This window comes from Pseudomonas sp. NyZ480 (assembly GCF_029537255.1).
In the GTDB taxonomy this organism is placed as follows: Bacteria; Pseudomonadota; Gammaproteobacteria; order Pseudomonadales; family Pseudomonadaceae; genus Aquipseudomonas; species Aquipseudomonas taiwanensis.
The window spans coordinates 250,413-264,938 of the sequence record NZ_CP120626.1; the positions used below are offsets into that span (position 1 = coordinate 250,413).

Sequence of the window (14,526 nt, forward strand, 5' to 3'; positions counted from 1 at the left end):
TCATTCCCCTTGCGCCCCGGGTGCTGCAGCGCTCACATCCAGCATGACACCGTGACGGGCCATCACCCGGACGGACTGGCCGACTTGCAGCGGTGTCTTGCACTGGACTTGCCATTGTTCGCCCTGGGCCTGTACCGAGCCGCAGAACGGGTTGTCCGCCATCACTTGGGTAACCTTCACCAGGCTGCCGACCAGGCCGGCATCACCGCTGACCAGCGCCCGTCGTCGCGCCCTGAGGGCCATGCCCACCACGCCGCCGAGCAGCAGTGCCGAAGCCACTGCGAGCGTGACGATCAACGCCAACGGTATGCCGAAGCCAGGGGCGTCGGTATCCATCAGGATCACAGCGCCGACGACAAAGGCGACGATGCCGCCAAAACCGACCACGCCGAAACTGGGTAGGAACGCTTCGGCGATCATGAACGCAAGGCCGAGCAGGATCAGCGCCACCCCCGCATAGCTCACCGGTAGCAGCTGCAGGGCATACAGCGCCAGTAGCAGACATATCCCTCCCACCACTCCGCCTACCCCCGAGCCGGGGTTCATGAACTCGAACAGCAAGCCGTACACACCGATCATGATCAGAATGAGCGCTACGCTCGGGTTGGTGATGACCGCGAGCAGCCGGGTGCGCCAGTCCGGCAAGTGCTCGACAACGCGAGCTCCATCGGTTTGCAACGGGCGTGGCTGGTCAGCAGCCGTAAGTGTCTTGCCATCGAGCTGACGCAGCAGATCGGGCAGGTCACTGGCGACCAGGTCGACCACCTTCAGACGCAGCGCTTCACTGGCCGACAAGCTGACGGCCTCGCGCACGGCCTGCTCCGCCCAGGTCGCATTGCGTCCACGCAATTGCGCCAGGCCTCGAATGTAGGCCGCGGCGTCATTGACCTGCTTGCGTGCAAGGGCGTCTTCGTCACCACTGGGTTTGGCCTTGTCATCCTTGGGCGTACCTGGCGGCGCGCCGATTTGCACCGGCGTTGCGGCGCCAAGGTTGGTTCCCGGGGCCATGGCTGCCACATGGCTGGCATACAGGATGTAGGTACCAGCACTGGCGGCGCGGGCGCCGCTGGGGGCCACGTAACTGGCCACAGGGACAGGGCTCGCGAGAATAGCCTTGATCATCTGGCGCATCGCGCTGTCCAGGCCGCCAGGGGTATCCATGCGGATGACCACCAACTGCGCGCCTTGCTCATGGGCTTGTTCAAGGCTGCGAATCAGGTAATCGGCGCTGGCCGGGCCGATGGCATCGTCGATGCTCAGCAGCCAGACTGGAGCGGGCGCGGCAAGGCCGCTCTGGAAGGTGCCGAGCATCAGTAACAGACATAGCCAGCGCACGCAGCACCTGATCACCTGTCGTCACCTCGTCCACCTCTGTAAATGAAGTTTAGTCGTGCCTGTTGGGGTAAGGCCTAAACTTGGAGATTAGGGGCCGCGTCACCAAGGTATTTCGAAGCTGATCTTCAGCTCGTCGCGACGTAAGGCCGCTCCTGACAGAGACTTGGGGGGCGAACCGGAGGTGCATCATGCGTATGGCCAAGACCCTGCAGCAGCGCCTGGACCAGGCCAACTGCGATTACGACATCATTCCCCATCCACACTCCGCCACGAGCCTGGAATCGGCACGCACGGCCGGTGTACCCGCGGAACGGGTTGCCAAGTCGGTGATGCTTGATGACCGTCATGGCAACTACATCATGGCGGTGCTACCGGCCAACCGCCATTTGGACATGAGCAAGGTACGCATGTCCGGTGACTGGCAACTTACCCGCGAGAGCGGGCTACCGAGCCTCTTCGTCGATTGCGAGCGAGGCGCCGTGCCTGCGGTGGGCGATGCCTACGCTATAAAAATGCTCTTGGACCCCAACATCACCCGTCAAGGCGATGTCTACCTCGAAGCAGGCGATCACGATCACCTGATCCACATGAGCATGGAGCAATACCTCAAGCTCGTGCCGAGCGCCGAAGTGCGCGAGCTGTGCTGATGTTCTCAAACCAATGCCGGGCCGGCGTCGTGGACGGTCTGCCCGGCGCATGAGGAGGAATCATGGAAGCACCGATCCATCCATTCGCGGAATTGTTCAAGCAACTGGGTCTGCCGGACGATGCCGTGAGCATCGACCAGTTCATCGCCAGCCATTCGCCCTTGAAGAATGAGATAAAACTGGTGGATGCACCGTTCTGGACCGACGCCCAGCGGGCTTTCCTGCAGGAGAGCATCATCGAAGATGCCGATTGGGCGGTCCCTTTCGACCAGTTGAACGAGGCCTTACGTCGCCCTCGTAAATAAAGCGCCGAGCGGCACCTGATGAGTGATTTGGCCGTTGCTATGCTCAGGAAAAACAAGAGGGGATAGCGCAATGAAAGATCCCTACGCGCCAGGCTTCTGGTGCTCCGTGACGATCCTGGGCACACTGACGGCCGGTTATTTCTACGGCATCCGCCATACCCAGCAGATGAACCAGGCGGTGCAGTTCCTCTATGCCGCCGCGGCGGTGACCGCGGCGGTTGCCCTGATGGGACTGGCCTGGATCGCCTGGCAGCAGTTGCACCTGAACAAGCGCGAGGTGGTTCAGGGGCGAACGTTGTTGACCATCTGGAACACCAAGGTTGCGCTGCGCCGTGTCGAGACTGTGTTCGACCGCTATTTCTGGGGTAGCTACTGGCACTCCGGGCGTACCTTCGAAGAGGTCATGGGCGAACTCAAGGGGACGCCACTGGAGCAGAGCCTGGATGCGCTCAAGCGCCAATGCCGGGCGCTCGACCGCGAAGTGCACGACCATCATCACCGCTGGCTTGCCAACGCCCGTGACCTGTCCAGCGTGGCGACGGCCATGGCCCGCGAGCGTTATCAGCTGGATCTGTGCGAGCCGTCTAGCACGGGCCATGGCAACACGGCAGTGCTGAATCGGGATCTTGAAGTGCTGGTGTACACCTGGTCGGCGCGCCTGCGCAGTTTCGACCATCAGCTGGACGAACTGGAGCGCGCTTACCATTGAATACCAAGGCGATCATTCGCCGCGGATGTATTGCTCCAGCTGCTTGATCAGGTTGGCCTGTTCGGCGATGGTTTCCTTGACCAGGTCACCGATCGACAACAAGCCCAGCAGTTCGTCATTGCTGACCACGGGCAAGTGCCGCAGGTGCCGGTCGGTCATCAGGTTCATGCAGTACTCGAGGTTCTGCTTGGGCTCCACCGTGACCACCGGCGCGCTCATGATGTCGCGCACCGGCGTGGCAGCCGAAGAGCGGCCCTTGAGCACCAGCTTGCGGGCATAGTCACGCTCGCTGACGATCCCCACCACTTTGTCGTTCTCCACCACGGGCAGAGCGCCGACATTCTTTTCTGCCAGCAACTTCAGGGCGTCGAGCACCGAGTCGTCAGGGCCGATGGTGTAGACGGTCTGATGCTGGGACTTGGTCTTGAGGATTTGTTCGACGTTCTTCATACAGGCCTCTGCGGGTGGAAAAAGCGATCTGTCCGAGTAAATAAAGCATCCGGTACGAAGGCTTGCACGGTAATGCAGGAAACGGCATGGAGGCGATTGAAAAACGTCATGACGCGGCGCGCCTGTTTTCGGCCGGGCTCATTCGCGAGTGGCCTGTCAGGCGGCCAGAACGAAAAAGCCCCGGGAGTGATCCCAGGGCTTTTGATATGGCGCACTCGGCGGGATTCGAACCCACGACCCCTGCCTTCGGAGGGCAGTACTCTATCCAGCTGAGCTACGAGTGCAACGCGCACGCATAATACCCATCTGTGTCGATGACGTCCATCGCCTTGATCTGTGGCCATTTTTCCCCCAGTCGTCCGGCACCACGCTGTACCTGCAGGGGCCGGCTTGGCGGAGGTTGCACCGTGAAATTCCAGACGGGGTGTTCAACCGTTCGTTCTTTTTTTCGAACAGCCTATTGTCCAACACCCCAGCACCCGCTTAGCATTCGTTTGAGATTTCAAACGCTCCGTGCCACGGGCGCGCTTTTCAACAATCAACAATTCGGGAAGCCGACATGCAGCTCAAAGACGCTCAGTTGTTCCGCCAACAGGCCTTCATCAATGGTGAATGGCTGGACGCGGACAGCGGCCAGACCATCAAGGTGACCAATCCGGCCACTGGTGAAGTCATCGGTACCGTGCCGAAGATGGGCACCGCGGAAACTCGCCGCGCCATCGAAGCCGCCGACAAGGCCCTGCCGGCCTGGCGTGCACTGACCGCCAAAGAGCGCTCGGCCAAGCTGCGCCGCTGGTTCGAACTGATGATCGAGAACCAGGACGACCTGGCTCGCCTGATGACCACCGAACAAGGCAAGCCACTGGCCGAAGCCAAGGGCGAAATCGCCTACGCCGCCTCGTTCATCGAGTGGTTCGCCGAAGAAGCCAAGCGCGTGTACGGCGACACCATTCCGGGCCACCAGCCGGACAAGCGTCTGATCGTCATCAAGCAGCCGATCGGTGTCACTGCCGCGATTACCCCGTGGAACTTCCCGGCCGCGATGATCACCCGTAAAGCCGGCCCGGCCCTGGCCGCTGGCTGCACCATGGTGCTCAAGCCTGCTTCGCAAACCCCGTACTCCGCCCTGGCCCTGGTCGAGCTGGCCAACCGTGCCGGCATCCCGGCTGGCGTGCTGAGCGTCGTGACCGGCAGCGCTGGCGAAGTCGGCGGCGAGCTGACCGGCAACTCCCTGGTACGCAAGCTGTCCTTCACCGGCTCGACCGAAATCGGTCGCCAGCTGATGGAAGAATGCGCCAAGGACATCAAGAAGGTTTCCCTGGAGCTGGGTGGCAACGCCCCGTTCATCGTGTTCGACGATGCCGACCTGGACAAGGCGGTCGAGGGCGCGATCATCTCCAAGTACCGCAACAACGGGCAGACCTGCGTCTGCGCCAACCGTATCTACGTGCAGGACGGTGTCTACGACGCGTTCGCCCAGAAGCTGGCTGCCGCTGTCGCCAAGCTCAAGATCGGTAATGGCCTGGAAGAAGGCACCACCACTGGCCCGCTGATCGATGGCAAGGCTGTCGCCAAGGTCCAGGAGCACATCGAAGACGCCGTTGGCAAAGGTGCCAAGGTGTTGGCGGGCGGCAAGATCATCGAAGGCAACTTCTTCGAACCGACCATCCTGGTCGACGTACCGAAGACCGCTGCCGTCGCCAAGGAAGAAACCTTCGGCCCGCTGGCGCCGCTGTTCCGCTTCAAAGACGAAGCCGAAGTCATCGCCATGTCCAACGACACCGAGTTCGGTCTGGCTTCGTACTTCTACGCCCGTGACATGAGCCGCGTGTTCCGTGTTGCCGAGGCCCTGGAATACGGCATGGTGGGTATCAACACCGGCCTGATCTCCAACGAAGTGGCGCCGTTCGGCGGCATCAAGGCTTCCGGCCTGGGTCGCGAAGGTTCCAAGTACGGTATCGAGGACTACCTCGAAATCAAATACCTGTGCATCAGCATTTGATGTAAAGGCTTTACCTCTGCCAGCGGGGCGCGAGAGCGACGCCTCGCTGGTCTTTTTGACACTGCAGTACCTGGTGGCCAGGCCGTTCGCGACAGTCGATCAACGAATACTGATCGCGGGCAGCGCCAGCCACCCCCGAATAAGAGCGCCGTCAGAGTCGGCGCGAATGAGGGCATTATGAGCAAGACCAACGAATCCTTGATGCAACGTCGTGTAGCCGCCGTCCCACGTGGCGTTGGCCAGATCCACCCGATCTTCGTCGAAAGCGCGAAGAACTCGACCGTGATCGACGTTGAAGGCCGCGAACTGATCGACTTCGCTGGCGGCATCGCCGTACTGAACACCGGCCACCTGCACCCGAAAGTGGTCGCGGCCGTGCAAGAGCAGCTGACCAAGGTCAGCCACACCTGCTTCCAGGTCCTGGCGTACGAGCCCTATGTAGAGCTGTGCGAAAAGATCAACAAGCTGGTTCCAGGTGACTTCGCCAAGAAAACCCTGCTGGTGTCCACCGGTTCCGAAGCTGTCGAGAACGCCGTCAAGATCGCCCGCGCCGCCACTGGCCGTGCTGGCGTCATCGCCTTCACCGGCGGCTACCATGGCCGCACCATGATGACCCTGGGCCTGACCGGTAAAGTCGTGCCGTACTCCGCTGGCATGGGCCTGATGCCAGGTGGCATCTTCCGCGCCCTGTTCCCGAGCGAGCTGCACGGTATCAGCGTTGACGACGCCATTGCTTCGGTCGAGCGTATCTTCAAGAACGACGCCGAGCCGCGCGACATCGCCGCGATCATCCTCGAGCCAGTACAAGGTGAAGGCGGCTTCCTGCCAGCGCCGAAAGAGCTGATGAAGCGTCTGCGCGAGCTGTGCGACAAGCACGGTATCCTGCTGATCGCCGACGAAGTACAGACTGGCGCTGGCCGTACCGGTACCTTCTTCGCCATGGAACAGATGGGCGTTGCGCCTGACCTGACCACCTTCGCCAAATCCATCGCCGGCGGCTTCCCACTGGCCGGTGTCTGCGGCAAGGCCGAGTACATGGACGCCATCGCCCCGGGCGGCCTGGGCGGCACCTATGCCGGTTCGCCGATCGCCTGCGCCGCGGCCCTGGCCGTTATTCAGGTGTTCGAGGAAGAGAAGCTGCTGGACCGTAGCAAGGCTGTTGGCGAGCGCCTGACCGCTGGCCTGCGCAAGATTCAGGAAAAGCACCCGATCATCGGTGATGTTCGTGGCCTGGGCTCGATGATTGCTGTCGAAGTCTTCGAGAAGGGCACTCACACCCCGAACCCAACCGCGGTAGCCCAGGTGGTTGCCAAGGCGCGCGACAAGGGGCTGATCCTGCTGTCCTGCGGTACCTACGGCAACGTTCTGCGTATCCTGGTTCCGCTGACCGCCGAAGACGCGCTGCTGGACAAAGGCCTGGCAATCATCGAAGAGTGCTTCGCTGAACTCGCTTGATGTGACCTGCGTCAGAAAAAAACCCGCTTCGGCGGGTTTTTTTTGTGCCAAGAAAACGCCGGTGGCGCTATGTTTGTCGGAGGACTTGCCTTGGAAGCTGCAACGGATTGCGTGTCAGGGATATTCAGGAGTTGGCCATGAACGCTGCAGACCCCACCCCACCTTGCGTATTGATTGCCGAGGGCGACCCCTGGGTGCGCGATATGCTCAGCGAAATGCTGCTCAGTGTCCGCTGCGATGCTCGTCTGCAAGTGTGCGCCGATGGCGCCCAGGCGCTGACTGCACTGTCCAGCAAGCCCGACCTGATCATTGCGGCCCGTGAGCTGGCAGGTGTCGATGGTCTTGACCTGCTGCGCAAGGTCCGCGCCAAAGGCCCGGAGTTGCCGTTCATTCTCATGAGCAACCGCAGCGACAGCGCCAGTGTGCGCGAGGCCTTGCCATTGCACCCCACGGCCTATCTGAGCAAACCACTGAACCTCGATAGCCTGCGCAAGCGCCTGGAAGCGTTGCTGTTGGAAGTTGGCGAACAGATCGCTTGCCCGGTTCAACCCTTGCAGCCGGGTATCACGCTGAGTGCCTTCCTGGAGCAGCGCCGTGCCACCGCTGATGGCGGCCCCCTGTTCGCTGACGTGGAGCTTGCGATCAAGCGAGCGCTGAATCCACAGGGGTTGGACCTGAAGGTGCTCGAAGCCGAAGTGCGTGACGATCCGCAAATTACCGCGGTGCTGATCGCCGCTGCCAACAGCGCCGCCCTGCACCGCGATGCCCCGGTGCAAACCCTGTTGCAGGCGTTGAACAAGCTGGGCAGCACGCAGAGCATGAACCTGATACTGGGTATGACGCTCAAGCGCAGCGCGCGCCTGAGCGACCCGTTGCTGGCGAGCCAGGCCACGCACTTCTGGAAGCTGTCGCTGCACAGCGCTGAGTATGCCCGCAGCTTGGCGCGCATGCTCGAGCTCGATGAAGAGCGCTGTTATTGCGCAGGCTTGCTGCATTGCCTGGGCGACCTGGCTGTATTGCGCTGCCTGCAGGAGTGGCGACTGGGGGGAGGCGCACTGGACGAACATCAGGTGCAGCAGTCGCTTGATGAGTTCGGTGCGGCGTTCGGCTCGGCGTTGCGCACCCGTTGGCGCTTGCCGCTGAGTCTGCGCGAGCTGATTGCAGCCATCTACCAACTGGGTGGGGGGGTGTACTCGCGGGAGATCCTGGCCATGAACCTGGCTGGGCAATTGGCGCGGTTGCCTGGGGACCAAGGGCTGGAAAAGCTGGCCAGCAGCAAGACCGCCCGCCTGCTCAAGGTCGGCTTGCCCGAGTTGAACCGGCTGCGCAAGTTGGACAGTGCCGAGGTGAAGCCGAAGGAGGACGTGACGGTTGAGGTGGCTGTAGCAACTGCTGATGAAGAGGAGCCCTCATCCAACGAGGGAGAGTCTCCGGCCTGACAAACCGGAGTCGCAGTACGGGCTAGGCGCTGGTGGCTTGCCGGTTCATCCCATCACTATCTGGTTCTTGCCTTGCCGCTTGGCCTGGTACATGGCCGCATCCGCCCGGGCGAATACGCTGTCCAGCGATGCATCTTCATCGGTCAGCCCGGTCAATCCCTGGCTGATGGTCACGCCATAGGTGTGATCGCCATGGGTGAAGCTCAATCGCTGAATCTCTCGCTGCAGGCGCTCGGCGATCTGCTCCGCCATCTGCGCCGTGCAGCCTGGAAACACCGCGGCGAACTCCTCGCCGCCAATACGCCCGAATACGTCGCCGCGCCGTAGAACGGCTTTGCCGCTATCGGCGATGCGCTGCAGGACTTGGTCGCCTTCCTGGTGGCCGTAGCTGTCGTTGATCTGTTTGAAGTCGTCGATGTCCAGCAGCAGGAAGGCCAGTGGTGTGCCAGCCTCGCGGGCACTGGCGAAGGCCTGGTTGGCACAGTCGAAGAAATGCCGGCGATTGCTGCTCTGGGTCAGCACATCAGTGGTGGCCAGGCGCTGCAGTTCGCCTTCCAATTGCTTCTTTTCGGTGATGTCCTCGGCGATGCCGACGATGATCACGCGTTGCTCGCCATCACGCTGCTGATTGATGTAGCACTTGTCGCTAAGCCAGCGTACTTGGCCGTCGGCATTGATGATCCGATACTCGCGGTCTTCCATCGAGCCTTTGAGCAGCACCTGGGCCAGACTGCGTTCGGCGTGCTCCAGGTCATCCGGGTAGATGCTGTCGCGCCACTCGTTGTAGTCGGCCAGCACCAGGCTGGCCGGTCGGCCGAAGATGCGTTCGTAGGCTGGGCTGACGTACAACACTTGACGGGCTTCCCAGTCGAAAGCCCACAGCACTGCGTTGACGCTGTCGAGCAGCGAGCTGAAGAGCTGCTCACGCTCGCTGAGGCGGGCGACTTCACCTTGCGCATGCAGCAGAGCCAGCAGGGTCTGGGCGGCTTCCGGTGGTTGGGATGAATGGTTGGGCTTGGCCATGTGCACGAAGCAGTTCTCGACATGAAAGCGTGCGGCCACAGACCGGCCTGCCACGCGGGCGATGTGCCGGTTTGAGTTTAAGTGCTGGCGGGAAGTTCCAGGCAAACGCCCCGCTGGATGGGGCGTGCCGATCAACGGTTATCAGGCGCCGGTAGGGCGCAGGGAGTAGGTCTTGAGCTGCGCTGCGAAGTCGTGCAGCGCGTGGATACCACTGGCCTCGGCCTCATGCACCCAGTCCTTGATGGCGGCAAGCATGTCATGGCCGTTGGCGCTGGTCCGGGCCCAGATCTGCTGCAGGGCCAGGCGCTTCTCGTAGATGGTCTTCAAGGCCTGGCTATGGGCGAGCATGGACTCGATGCGCGCGTGGTGGCGATCTTCCAGCAAGCTGGTTTCCCGCGACAGCAGGCGTTTGGCGCGGCGGAAGTGGTGGCGCACCGAGGCGTCCACCTTGGCCAGCTCTTGCTTGACCAGCGGGCCGATCACCAGCTTGCGGTACTGAGCCATGATCTGGAAGCGGTTGTTGAGGATGGCCATGGCGGTATCCATGTCCAGGCTGGCCTTACCCTCGACCCGGTGGGCGATAGGCGCGACCCGCTGTACCTTGGCCAGGCGCAGCAGGCAGAACAGGCGGATCCAGGCCCAGCCCATGTCGAATTCCCAGCGCCTGACCGAAAGCTTGGCCGAGTTAGGGTAGGTATGGTGATTGTTGTGCAGTTCTTCCCCGCCAATGACGATGCCCCATGGCATCAGGTTGGTGGCGGCGTCGCGGCATTCGAAGTTGCGGTAGCCGACGGCATGGCCCAGGCCGTTCACCACGCCTGCGGCCCAGAATGGAATCCACATCATCTGAACTGCCCAGACGGTGATGCCGAGGGTGCCGAACAGCAGCAGGTCGATGACGGCCATCAGCGCGATGCCGCCCAGCTTGTAGCGTGAATAGAGGTTGCGCTCGATCCAGTCATCCGGGCAGTTCTTGCCGTAGATGCGCAGGGTCTCGGGGTTGCGCGCCCCTTCCCGGTAGAGCTCCGCACCTTTGCGCAGCACGGTGCCCAGGCCCTTGTAGACCGGGCTGTGCGGGTCTTCAGGGGTTTCGCACTTGGCGTGGTGCTTGCGGTGGACGGCGGTCCATTCGCGGGTATTCTGCGCCGTGGTCAGCCACAGCCAGAAGCGGAAAAAATGCTTGAGCGCACCGTTGAGCTCCAGGGCGCGGTGGGCGGAGTAGCGGTGCAGGTAGACGGTGACGCTGACGATGGTCACATGGGTCATCAGCAAGGTGATGGCGACCAGTTGCCAGGCCGACAAGTCGAGCAGGCCGTTGTACCACATAGGTTTGGAAACCCTCGAAAACAGGGAAGGGCCTGATTATCCCTTGGTAGGGAAATAAAACCAGTCACCCTTTCAGATAGGAAGTCACGACATGTTTCAGCCTTTATAATGCCCCATCCTTTTTCATGGGCTTTGCACCCGACATGTCTGTTTCTGTTCGCGACGCCTTGCGCATGGCTGCGCTCTACGTGGTGCTCTCGATCCTCTGGCTGGTGATGTCCGAGGTGGTGTTGCACAGTATGTCTGAAGACCCGCTGGCGTTGACCGTGGGGCGGCAGATCAACGTCGTGCTCTGGGTGCTGGTCAGCGCTGCGCTGATTTTCGTCTCCCGCGCCCGCCTGCTCAATTTCATCGGGATGGGCGCCCGCCTGCGCAGCGAGGACCGTGAGCGCTTGCGCATGGCGGCCGCGGTGTTCGACAGCACCCTCGAAGGTGTGTTGGTCACCGATCGTCAGGGCCTGATCGTGCACGTCAATCGTGCGTTCATGCGCATTACCGGCTATCAGCAGGACGAAGTGCTCGGCCAGCGGCCCAGCAAGTTCAAGTCCGGACGCCACGGCGCGCCGTTCTACCAGCAGATATACGCCACTTTGGCACAGAAGGGCGAGTGGAGCGGAGAAATCTGGAACCGGCGAAAAAGTGGCGAGATCTACCCGCAATGGCAGACGATCTGCGCTATTCGCGACGATGGTGGTGACCTGACTCATTATGTTGCCGTGTTCAGCGATATCAGTGCGATCAAGCATTCCGAGCAGGAGCTTGCCTACGTGGCTCACCATGATCCGCTCACCGGTCTGCCTAATCGTTTGCTGTTCAACGACCGTGCCGCCCAGACCCTGGGTGCCGCCCAGGCCAACAAGCGCGGTTGTGCGTTGCTGCTGCTGGACCTGGACCACTTCCAGAGCATCAACGACGGCCTGGGCCACACCATTGGCGATCAGTTGCTCAAGCTGGTCGGCGAGCGCCTGGTCGAAGTGTTGGGCAATGGCGTGACCCTGGCGCGCCTGGGTGGCGACGAGTTCGGCGTGTTGTACGAAAACTGTCAGCAGGTCGGCCAGGCCGGCAAGTTGGCTCAGCGCATCATCGAACGGATGCGCGAACCGTTCACCTTCGACGGCCATCGCCTGTTCATCAGCGCCAGCGTCGGTATCAGCCTGTTCCCCAACGATGCGCTGAGCGCAGAGCAGCTGTTGCGCAATGCCGACTCCGCGCTGTTCAAGGCCAAGAGCAACGGCAGGGCCTGCTATGCGTTCTATACCGAAGAGTTGACCGCTCACGCCCAGCATCGGGTGGAAACCGCCGGCGAGTTGCGGCGGGCCCTTGAAGAGCAAGAGCTGCGGGTCTTTTTCCAGCCAGTGCATGACCTGTTCACATCGAAAATGGTCGGGGTCGAGGCACTGGTCCGCTGGCAGCACCCTCAGCGTGGCCTGGTACCGCCAGGCGAGTTCATCCCGATTGCCGAGCGCACGGGGCTGATCGCCGAAATCGATGCCTGGGTGTTGCACCAGGCCTGCCGGCAGATGGTGCAGTGGCAGGTCGAAGGGCGGCAGTTGGCGTTCGTCGCGGTGAACATTTCCAGCCGCCTGTTCAGCCAGAACGACCTGTATCGGCAGGTGGCCGAGGTGCTGCACGAAACCGGGCTGAACCCGGCTTTGCTGGAGCTGGAGGTGACCGAAAGCGCGGTGATGGAGGACCCGGAGGTCGCCTTGGAGCAACTGCACCGCTTGCGTGAGCTCGGTCTGAACCTGGCCATCGACGACTTCGGCACGGGTTACTCATCGCTGCTGCGGCTCAAGCGCCTGCCGGTACAGAAGCTGAAGATCGACCAAGGCTTCGTCGCCGGCCTGCCGCTCGATGACGATGACATCGCCATTGTCCGGGTGATCATCGCCCTGGCCCGCAGCATGGGCATGCAAGTGCATGCCGAGGGCATCGAGCAGCCCGAGCAGGCGCGGTTCCTGCTCGAACAGCAGTGTCAGCTGGGGCAGGGGTACTGGTTCGGACGCCCAGTGCCCGCGCGGGATCTGCACTGGGGTTGATCCCTTTGCTGGCAAGCCAGCGCCCTATGGGAGCCGGCTTGCCAGCGAGACTCACCGCTTGTTCAACCCTTTCGCCAGCCGATCTCCACCCAGCTGGATCAACGCCACCAACGCTACCAGCAAGGCGATGACGGTCAGCATGATCTGGCTGTCGAAGCGCTGGTACCCGAACCGATAGGCGATATCCCCCAGCCCGCCAGCGCCGATCGCCCCGGCCATGGCCGAGGAGTTGATCAAGGTGACCAGGGTAATGGTAAATCCGCCGACGATCCCGGGTAACGCCTCGGGCAGCAGCACATGCCAGACGATGTGCCAGCGGCGGCAACCCATGGCCTGGGCTGCTTCCACCAGGCCATGGTCAACCTCGCGCAGGCTGACTTCGGCAATACGGGCGAAGAATGGTGTAGCAGCGATGGTCAGTGGCACCACGGCTGCCCACACGCCATAGGTTGTGCCGACCACCAGGCGGGTGAAGGGGATCAGTGCGACCATCAGAATCAGGAACGGGATCGAGCGGAACAGGTTCACGAACGCTCCTGTCACCCGGTTCAGCAGCGGCGCCTCGAAGATTCCGCCCTTGTCGCTGGTGACCAGCAGCACCGCCAGGGGCACCCCTACCAGCAGCGCGATCAATGAAGACACACCGACCATCAGCAACGTGTCGAGCAAACCTTCCAGCAAGCGATCAAACCACATGGCCCAGCACCTCCACGTCTTCTGCCCAGAGGCAGGCACGCTCCAGCAAGTGGTGAGTGTCGTGCGGCGAACCCTGCACCGACAGGATCAGTTGCCCCAAGGCCTGCTCGCCGATGGTTTCCACACCGCCCTGGAGTAACCGCACACGACCACCCAGGTCATTGAACAGGTCGGAAAGCGCGGGCTCGCCGATGACGGTCAGCTTGAGGACCACTGCACTGTTACGTCCGGCCGGGGCCGACCTGAGACTGGCCTGCAGCGCTGCGGGAAGCTTGGCCTGCAATGGCGCCAGCAAGGTCCGTGTGACTTCGTGGCGGGGAGAGCCGAACACCTTCCAGACTTCACCCTGCTCGACAACTTCGCCGCGTTCGAGCACCACCACGCGATGGCAGATGTCACGGATCACCGCCATCTCATGGGTGATCAGCACCACCGTCAGGCCCAGGCGCAAGTTGATGTCGCGCAGCAGTTCGAGGATCGAGGCCGTGGTTTCCGGGTCCAGCGCCGAGGTGGCCTCGTCGCACAGCAGGATCTCGGGGTCATGGACCAGCGCCCGGGCGATGCCGACCCGCTGCTTTTGTCCCCCGGACAGCTGCGCCGGGTAGACATGATGCTTCTCGCCAAGGCCCACCAGTTCCAGCAACTCGCGTACTTTGCGCTGGCGCTCGGCCCTGGCCATGCCGGCCACCTTCAGTGGCAGTTCGACGTTCTGCCACACGGTCTTGGCCGACATCAGGTTGAAGTGCTGGAAGATCATGCCGATGCGTCGACGCAGCGCAACCAGGCGATCCACGTCGAATGGGGCGATGTCCACCTGGTCGATCAATACCCGGCCCTGGCTGGGTTGCTCCAGGCGATTGATGGTACGCAGCAGTGAGGACTTGCCTGCGCCACTGCGTCCGATGATGCCGAAGATCTCACCGCGGCGGATGTTCAGGTCGATGCCCTGCAAGGCCGGTTGCGCCTGGCCGGGGTAGGTCTTGCCCAGGCCAATGAAGCGCACGTGGGCTTCATTGACGTCCGGGCGCAGGGCCTGCTCGCGTGACGGTGGTGGCGAGGTGTCGGTGATGGGCGCCTTGAAGGCGCGGGCCTGGCTCATG

Annotated in this window: 13 protein-coding genes and 1 tRNA gene; 7 read left to right on the forward strand and 7 right to left on the reverse strand. The window is 62.2% G+C overall.

The genetic code is table 11. From position 1 onward, the window contains the following. Positions 1-1,350 (reverse strand): nodulation protein NfeD, encoded by a 1,350-nt coding sequence (locus P3R38_RS01120; RefSeq protein ID WP_027907886.1) that lies wholly within the window; start codon positions 1,348-1,350, stop codon positions 1-3. A gap of 173 nt (positions 1,351-1,523) precedes the next feature. Between P3R38_RS01120 and P3R38_RS01125 the strand changes: the two genes are divergently transcribed. From P3R38_RS01125 to P3R38_RS01135, 3 genes are all read left to right on the forward strand, one after another. After that, positions 1,524-1,982: a YbaK/EbsC family protein gene (locus P3R38_RS01125; protein ID WP_023378137.1), complete on the forward strand. Its 459-nt coding sequence runs from the start codon at positions 1,524-1,526 to the stop codon at positions 1,980-1,982. 62 nt (positions 1,983-2,044) lie between these two features. Beyond that, the gene (locus P3R38_RS01130; protein WP_277686752.1) at positions 2,045-2,287 is read left to right on the forward strand and encodes a DUF2789 domain-containing protein; all 243 of its coding nucleotides are present in this window, start codon (positions 2,045-2,047) and stop codon (positions 2,285-2,287) included. Between the two features lie 70 nt (positions 2,288-2,357). Continuing rightward, a complete protein-coding gene (locus P3R38_RS01135) occupies positions 2,358-2,996 on the forward strand; it encodes a hypothetical protein (RefSeq protein WP_023378139.1) in 639 nt (212 codons plus the stop codon). 12 nt (positions 2,997-3,008) lie between these two features. Here P3R38_RS01135 and P3R38_RS01140 read toward each other — a convergent pair whose 3' ends face one another. After that, positions 3,009-3,446 (reverse strand): CBS domain-containing protein, encoded by a 438-nt coding sequence (locus P3R38_RS01140; protein ID WP_023378140.1) that lies wholly within the window; start codon positions 3,444-3,446, stop codon positions 3,009-3,011. A gap of 207 nt (positions 3,447-3,653) precedes the next feature. Then, positions 3,654-3,730, reverse strand: a tRNA-Arg gene (locus P3R38_RS01145). A gap of 275 nt (positions 3,731-4,005) precedes the next feature. Here P3R38_RS01145 and gabD point away from each other — a divergent pair. The 3 genes from gabD to P3R38_RS01160 all read left to right on the forward strand — a co-directional run bounded on the left by gabD (position 4,006) and on the right by P3R38_RS01160 (position 8,342). Beyond that, complete coding sequence (gene gabD, locus P3R38_RS01150) at positions 4,006-5,448, forward strand: NADP-dependent succinate-semialdehyde dehydrogenase (protein ID WP_023378141.1); 1,443 nt, start codon at positions 4,006-4,008, stop codon at positions 5,446-5,448. A 177-nt stretch (positions 5,449-5,625) separates the two neighbouring features. Beyond that, a complete protein-coding gene (gene gabT, locus P3R38_RS01155; RefSeq protein ID WP_023378142.1) occupies positions 5,626-6,903 on the forward strand; it encodes a 4-aminobutyrate--2-oxoglutarate transaminase in 1,278 nt (425 codons plus the stop codon). 137 nt (positions 6,904-7,040) lie between these two features. Next, entirely contained in the window at positions 7,041-8,342 is a 1,302-nt protein-coding gene (locus P3R38_RS01160; RefSeq protein WP_023378143.1) for a response regulator, read from the forward strand. 45 nt (positions 8,343-8,387) lie between these two features. Here P3R38_RS01160 and P3R38_RS01165 read toward each other — a convergent pair whose 3' ends face one another. Together P3R38_RS01165 and desA are read right to left on the reverse strand one after the other, a co-directional pair. Further along, positions 8,388-9,365 carry a sensor domain-containing diguanylate cyclase gene (locus P3R38_RS01165; protein ID WP_027907887.1) on the reverse strand — a complete coding sequence of 326 codons (978 nt, stop codon included), beginning with the start codon at positions 9,363-9,365 and terminating at the stop codon, positions 8,388-8,390. 141 nt (positions 9,366-9,506) lie between these two features. Further along, entirely contained in the window at positions 9,507-10,691 is a 1,185-nt protein-coding gene (gene desA, locus P3R38_RS01170; protein ID WP_277686753.1) for a delta-9 fatty acid desaturase DesA, read from the reverse strand. 143 nt (positions 10,692-10,834) lie between these two features. Between desA and dibA the strand changes: the two genes are divergently transcribed. Then, a complete protein-coding gene (dibA, locus tag P3R38_RS01175) occupies positions 10,835-12,730 on the forward strand; it encodes a phosphodiesterase DibA (protein ID WP_041925579.1) in 1,896 nt (631 codons plus the stop codon). A 51-nt stretch (positions 12,731-12,781) separates the two neighbouring features. On the opposite strand, the gene P3R38_RS01180 is transcribed toward dibA, so the two are convergent. Together P3R38_RS01180 and P3R38_RS01185 are read right to left on the reverse strand one after the other, a co-directional pair. Continuing rightward, the gene (locus tag P3R38_RS01180; protein ID WP_023378149.1) at positions 12,782-13,426 is read right to left on the reverse strand and encodes a methionine ABC transporter permease; all 645 of its coding nucleotides are present in this window, start codon (positions 13,424-13,426) and stop codon (positions 12,782-12,784) included. Further along, entirely contained in the window at positions 13,416-14,525 is a 1,110-nt protein-coding gene (locus P3R38_RS01185; RefSeq protein ID WP_277686754.1) for a methionine ABC transporter ATP-binding protein, read from the reverse strand. Before P3R38_RS01185 ends, P3R38_RS01180 begins: the two co-directional genes overlap by 11 nt. Between the last annotated feature and the right edge of the window lies 1 nt (position 14,526).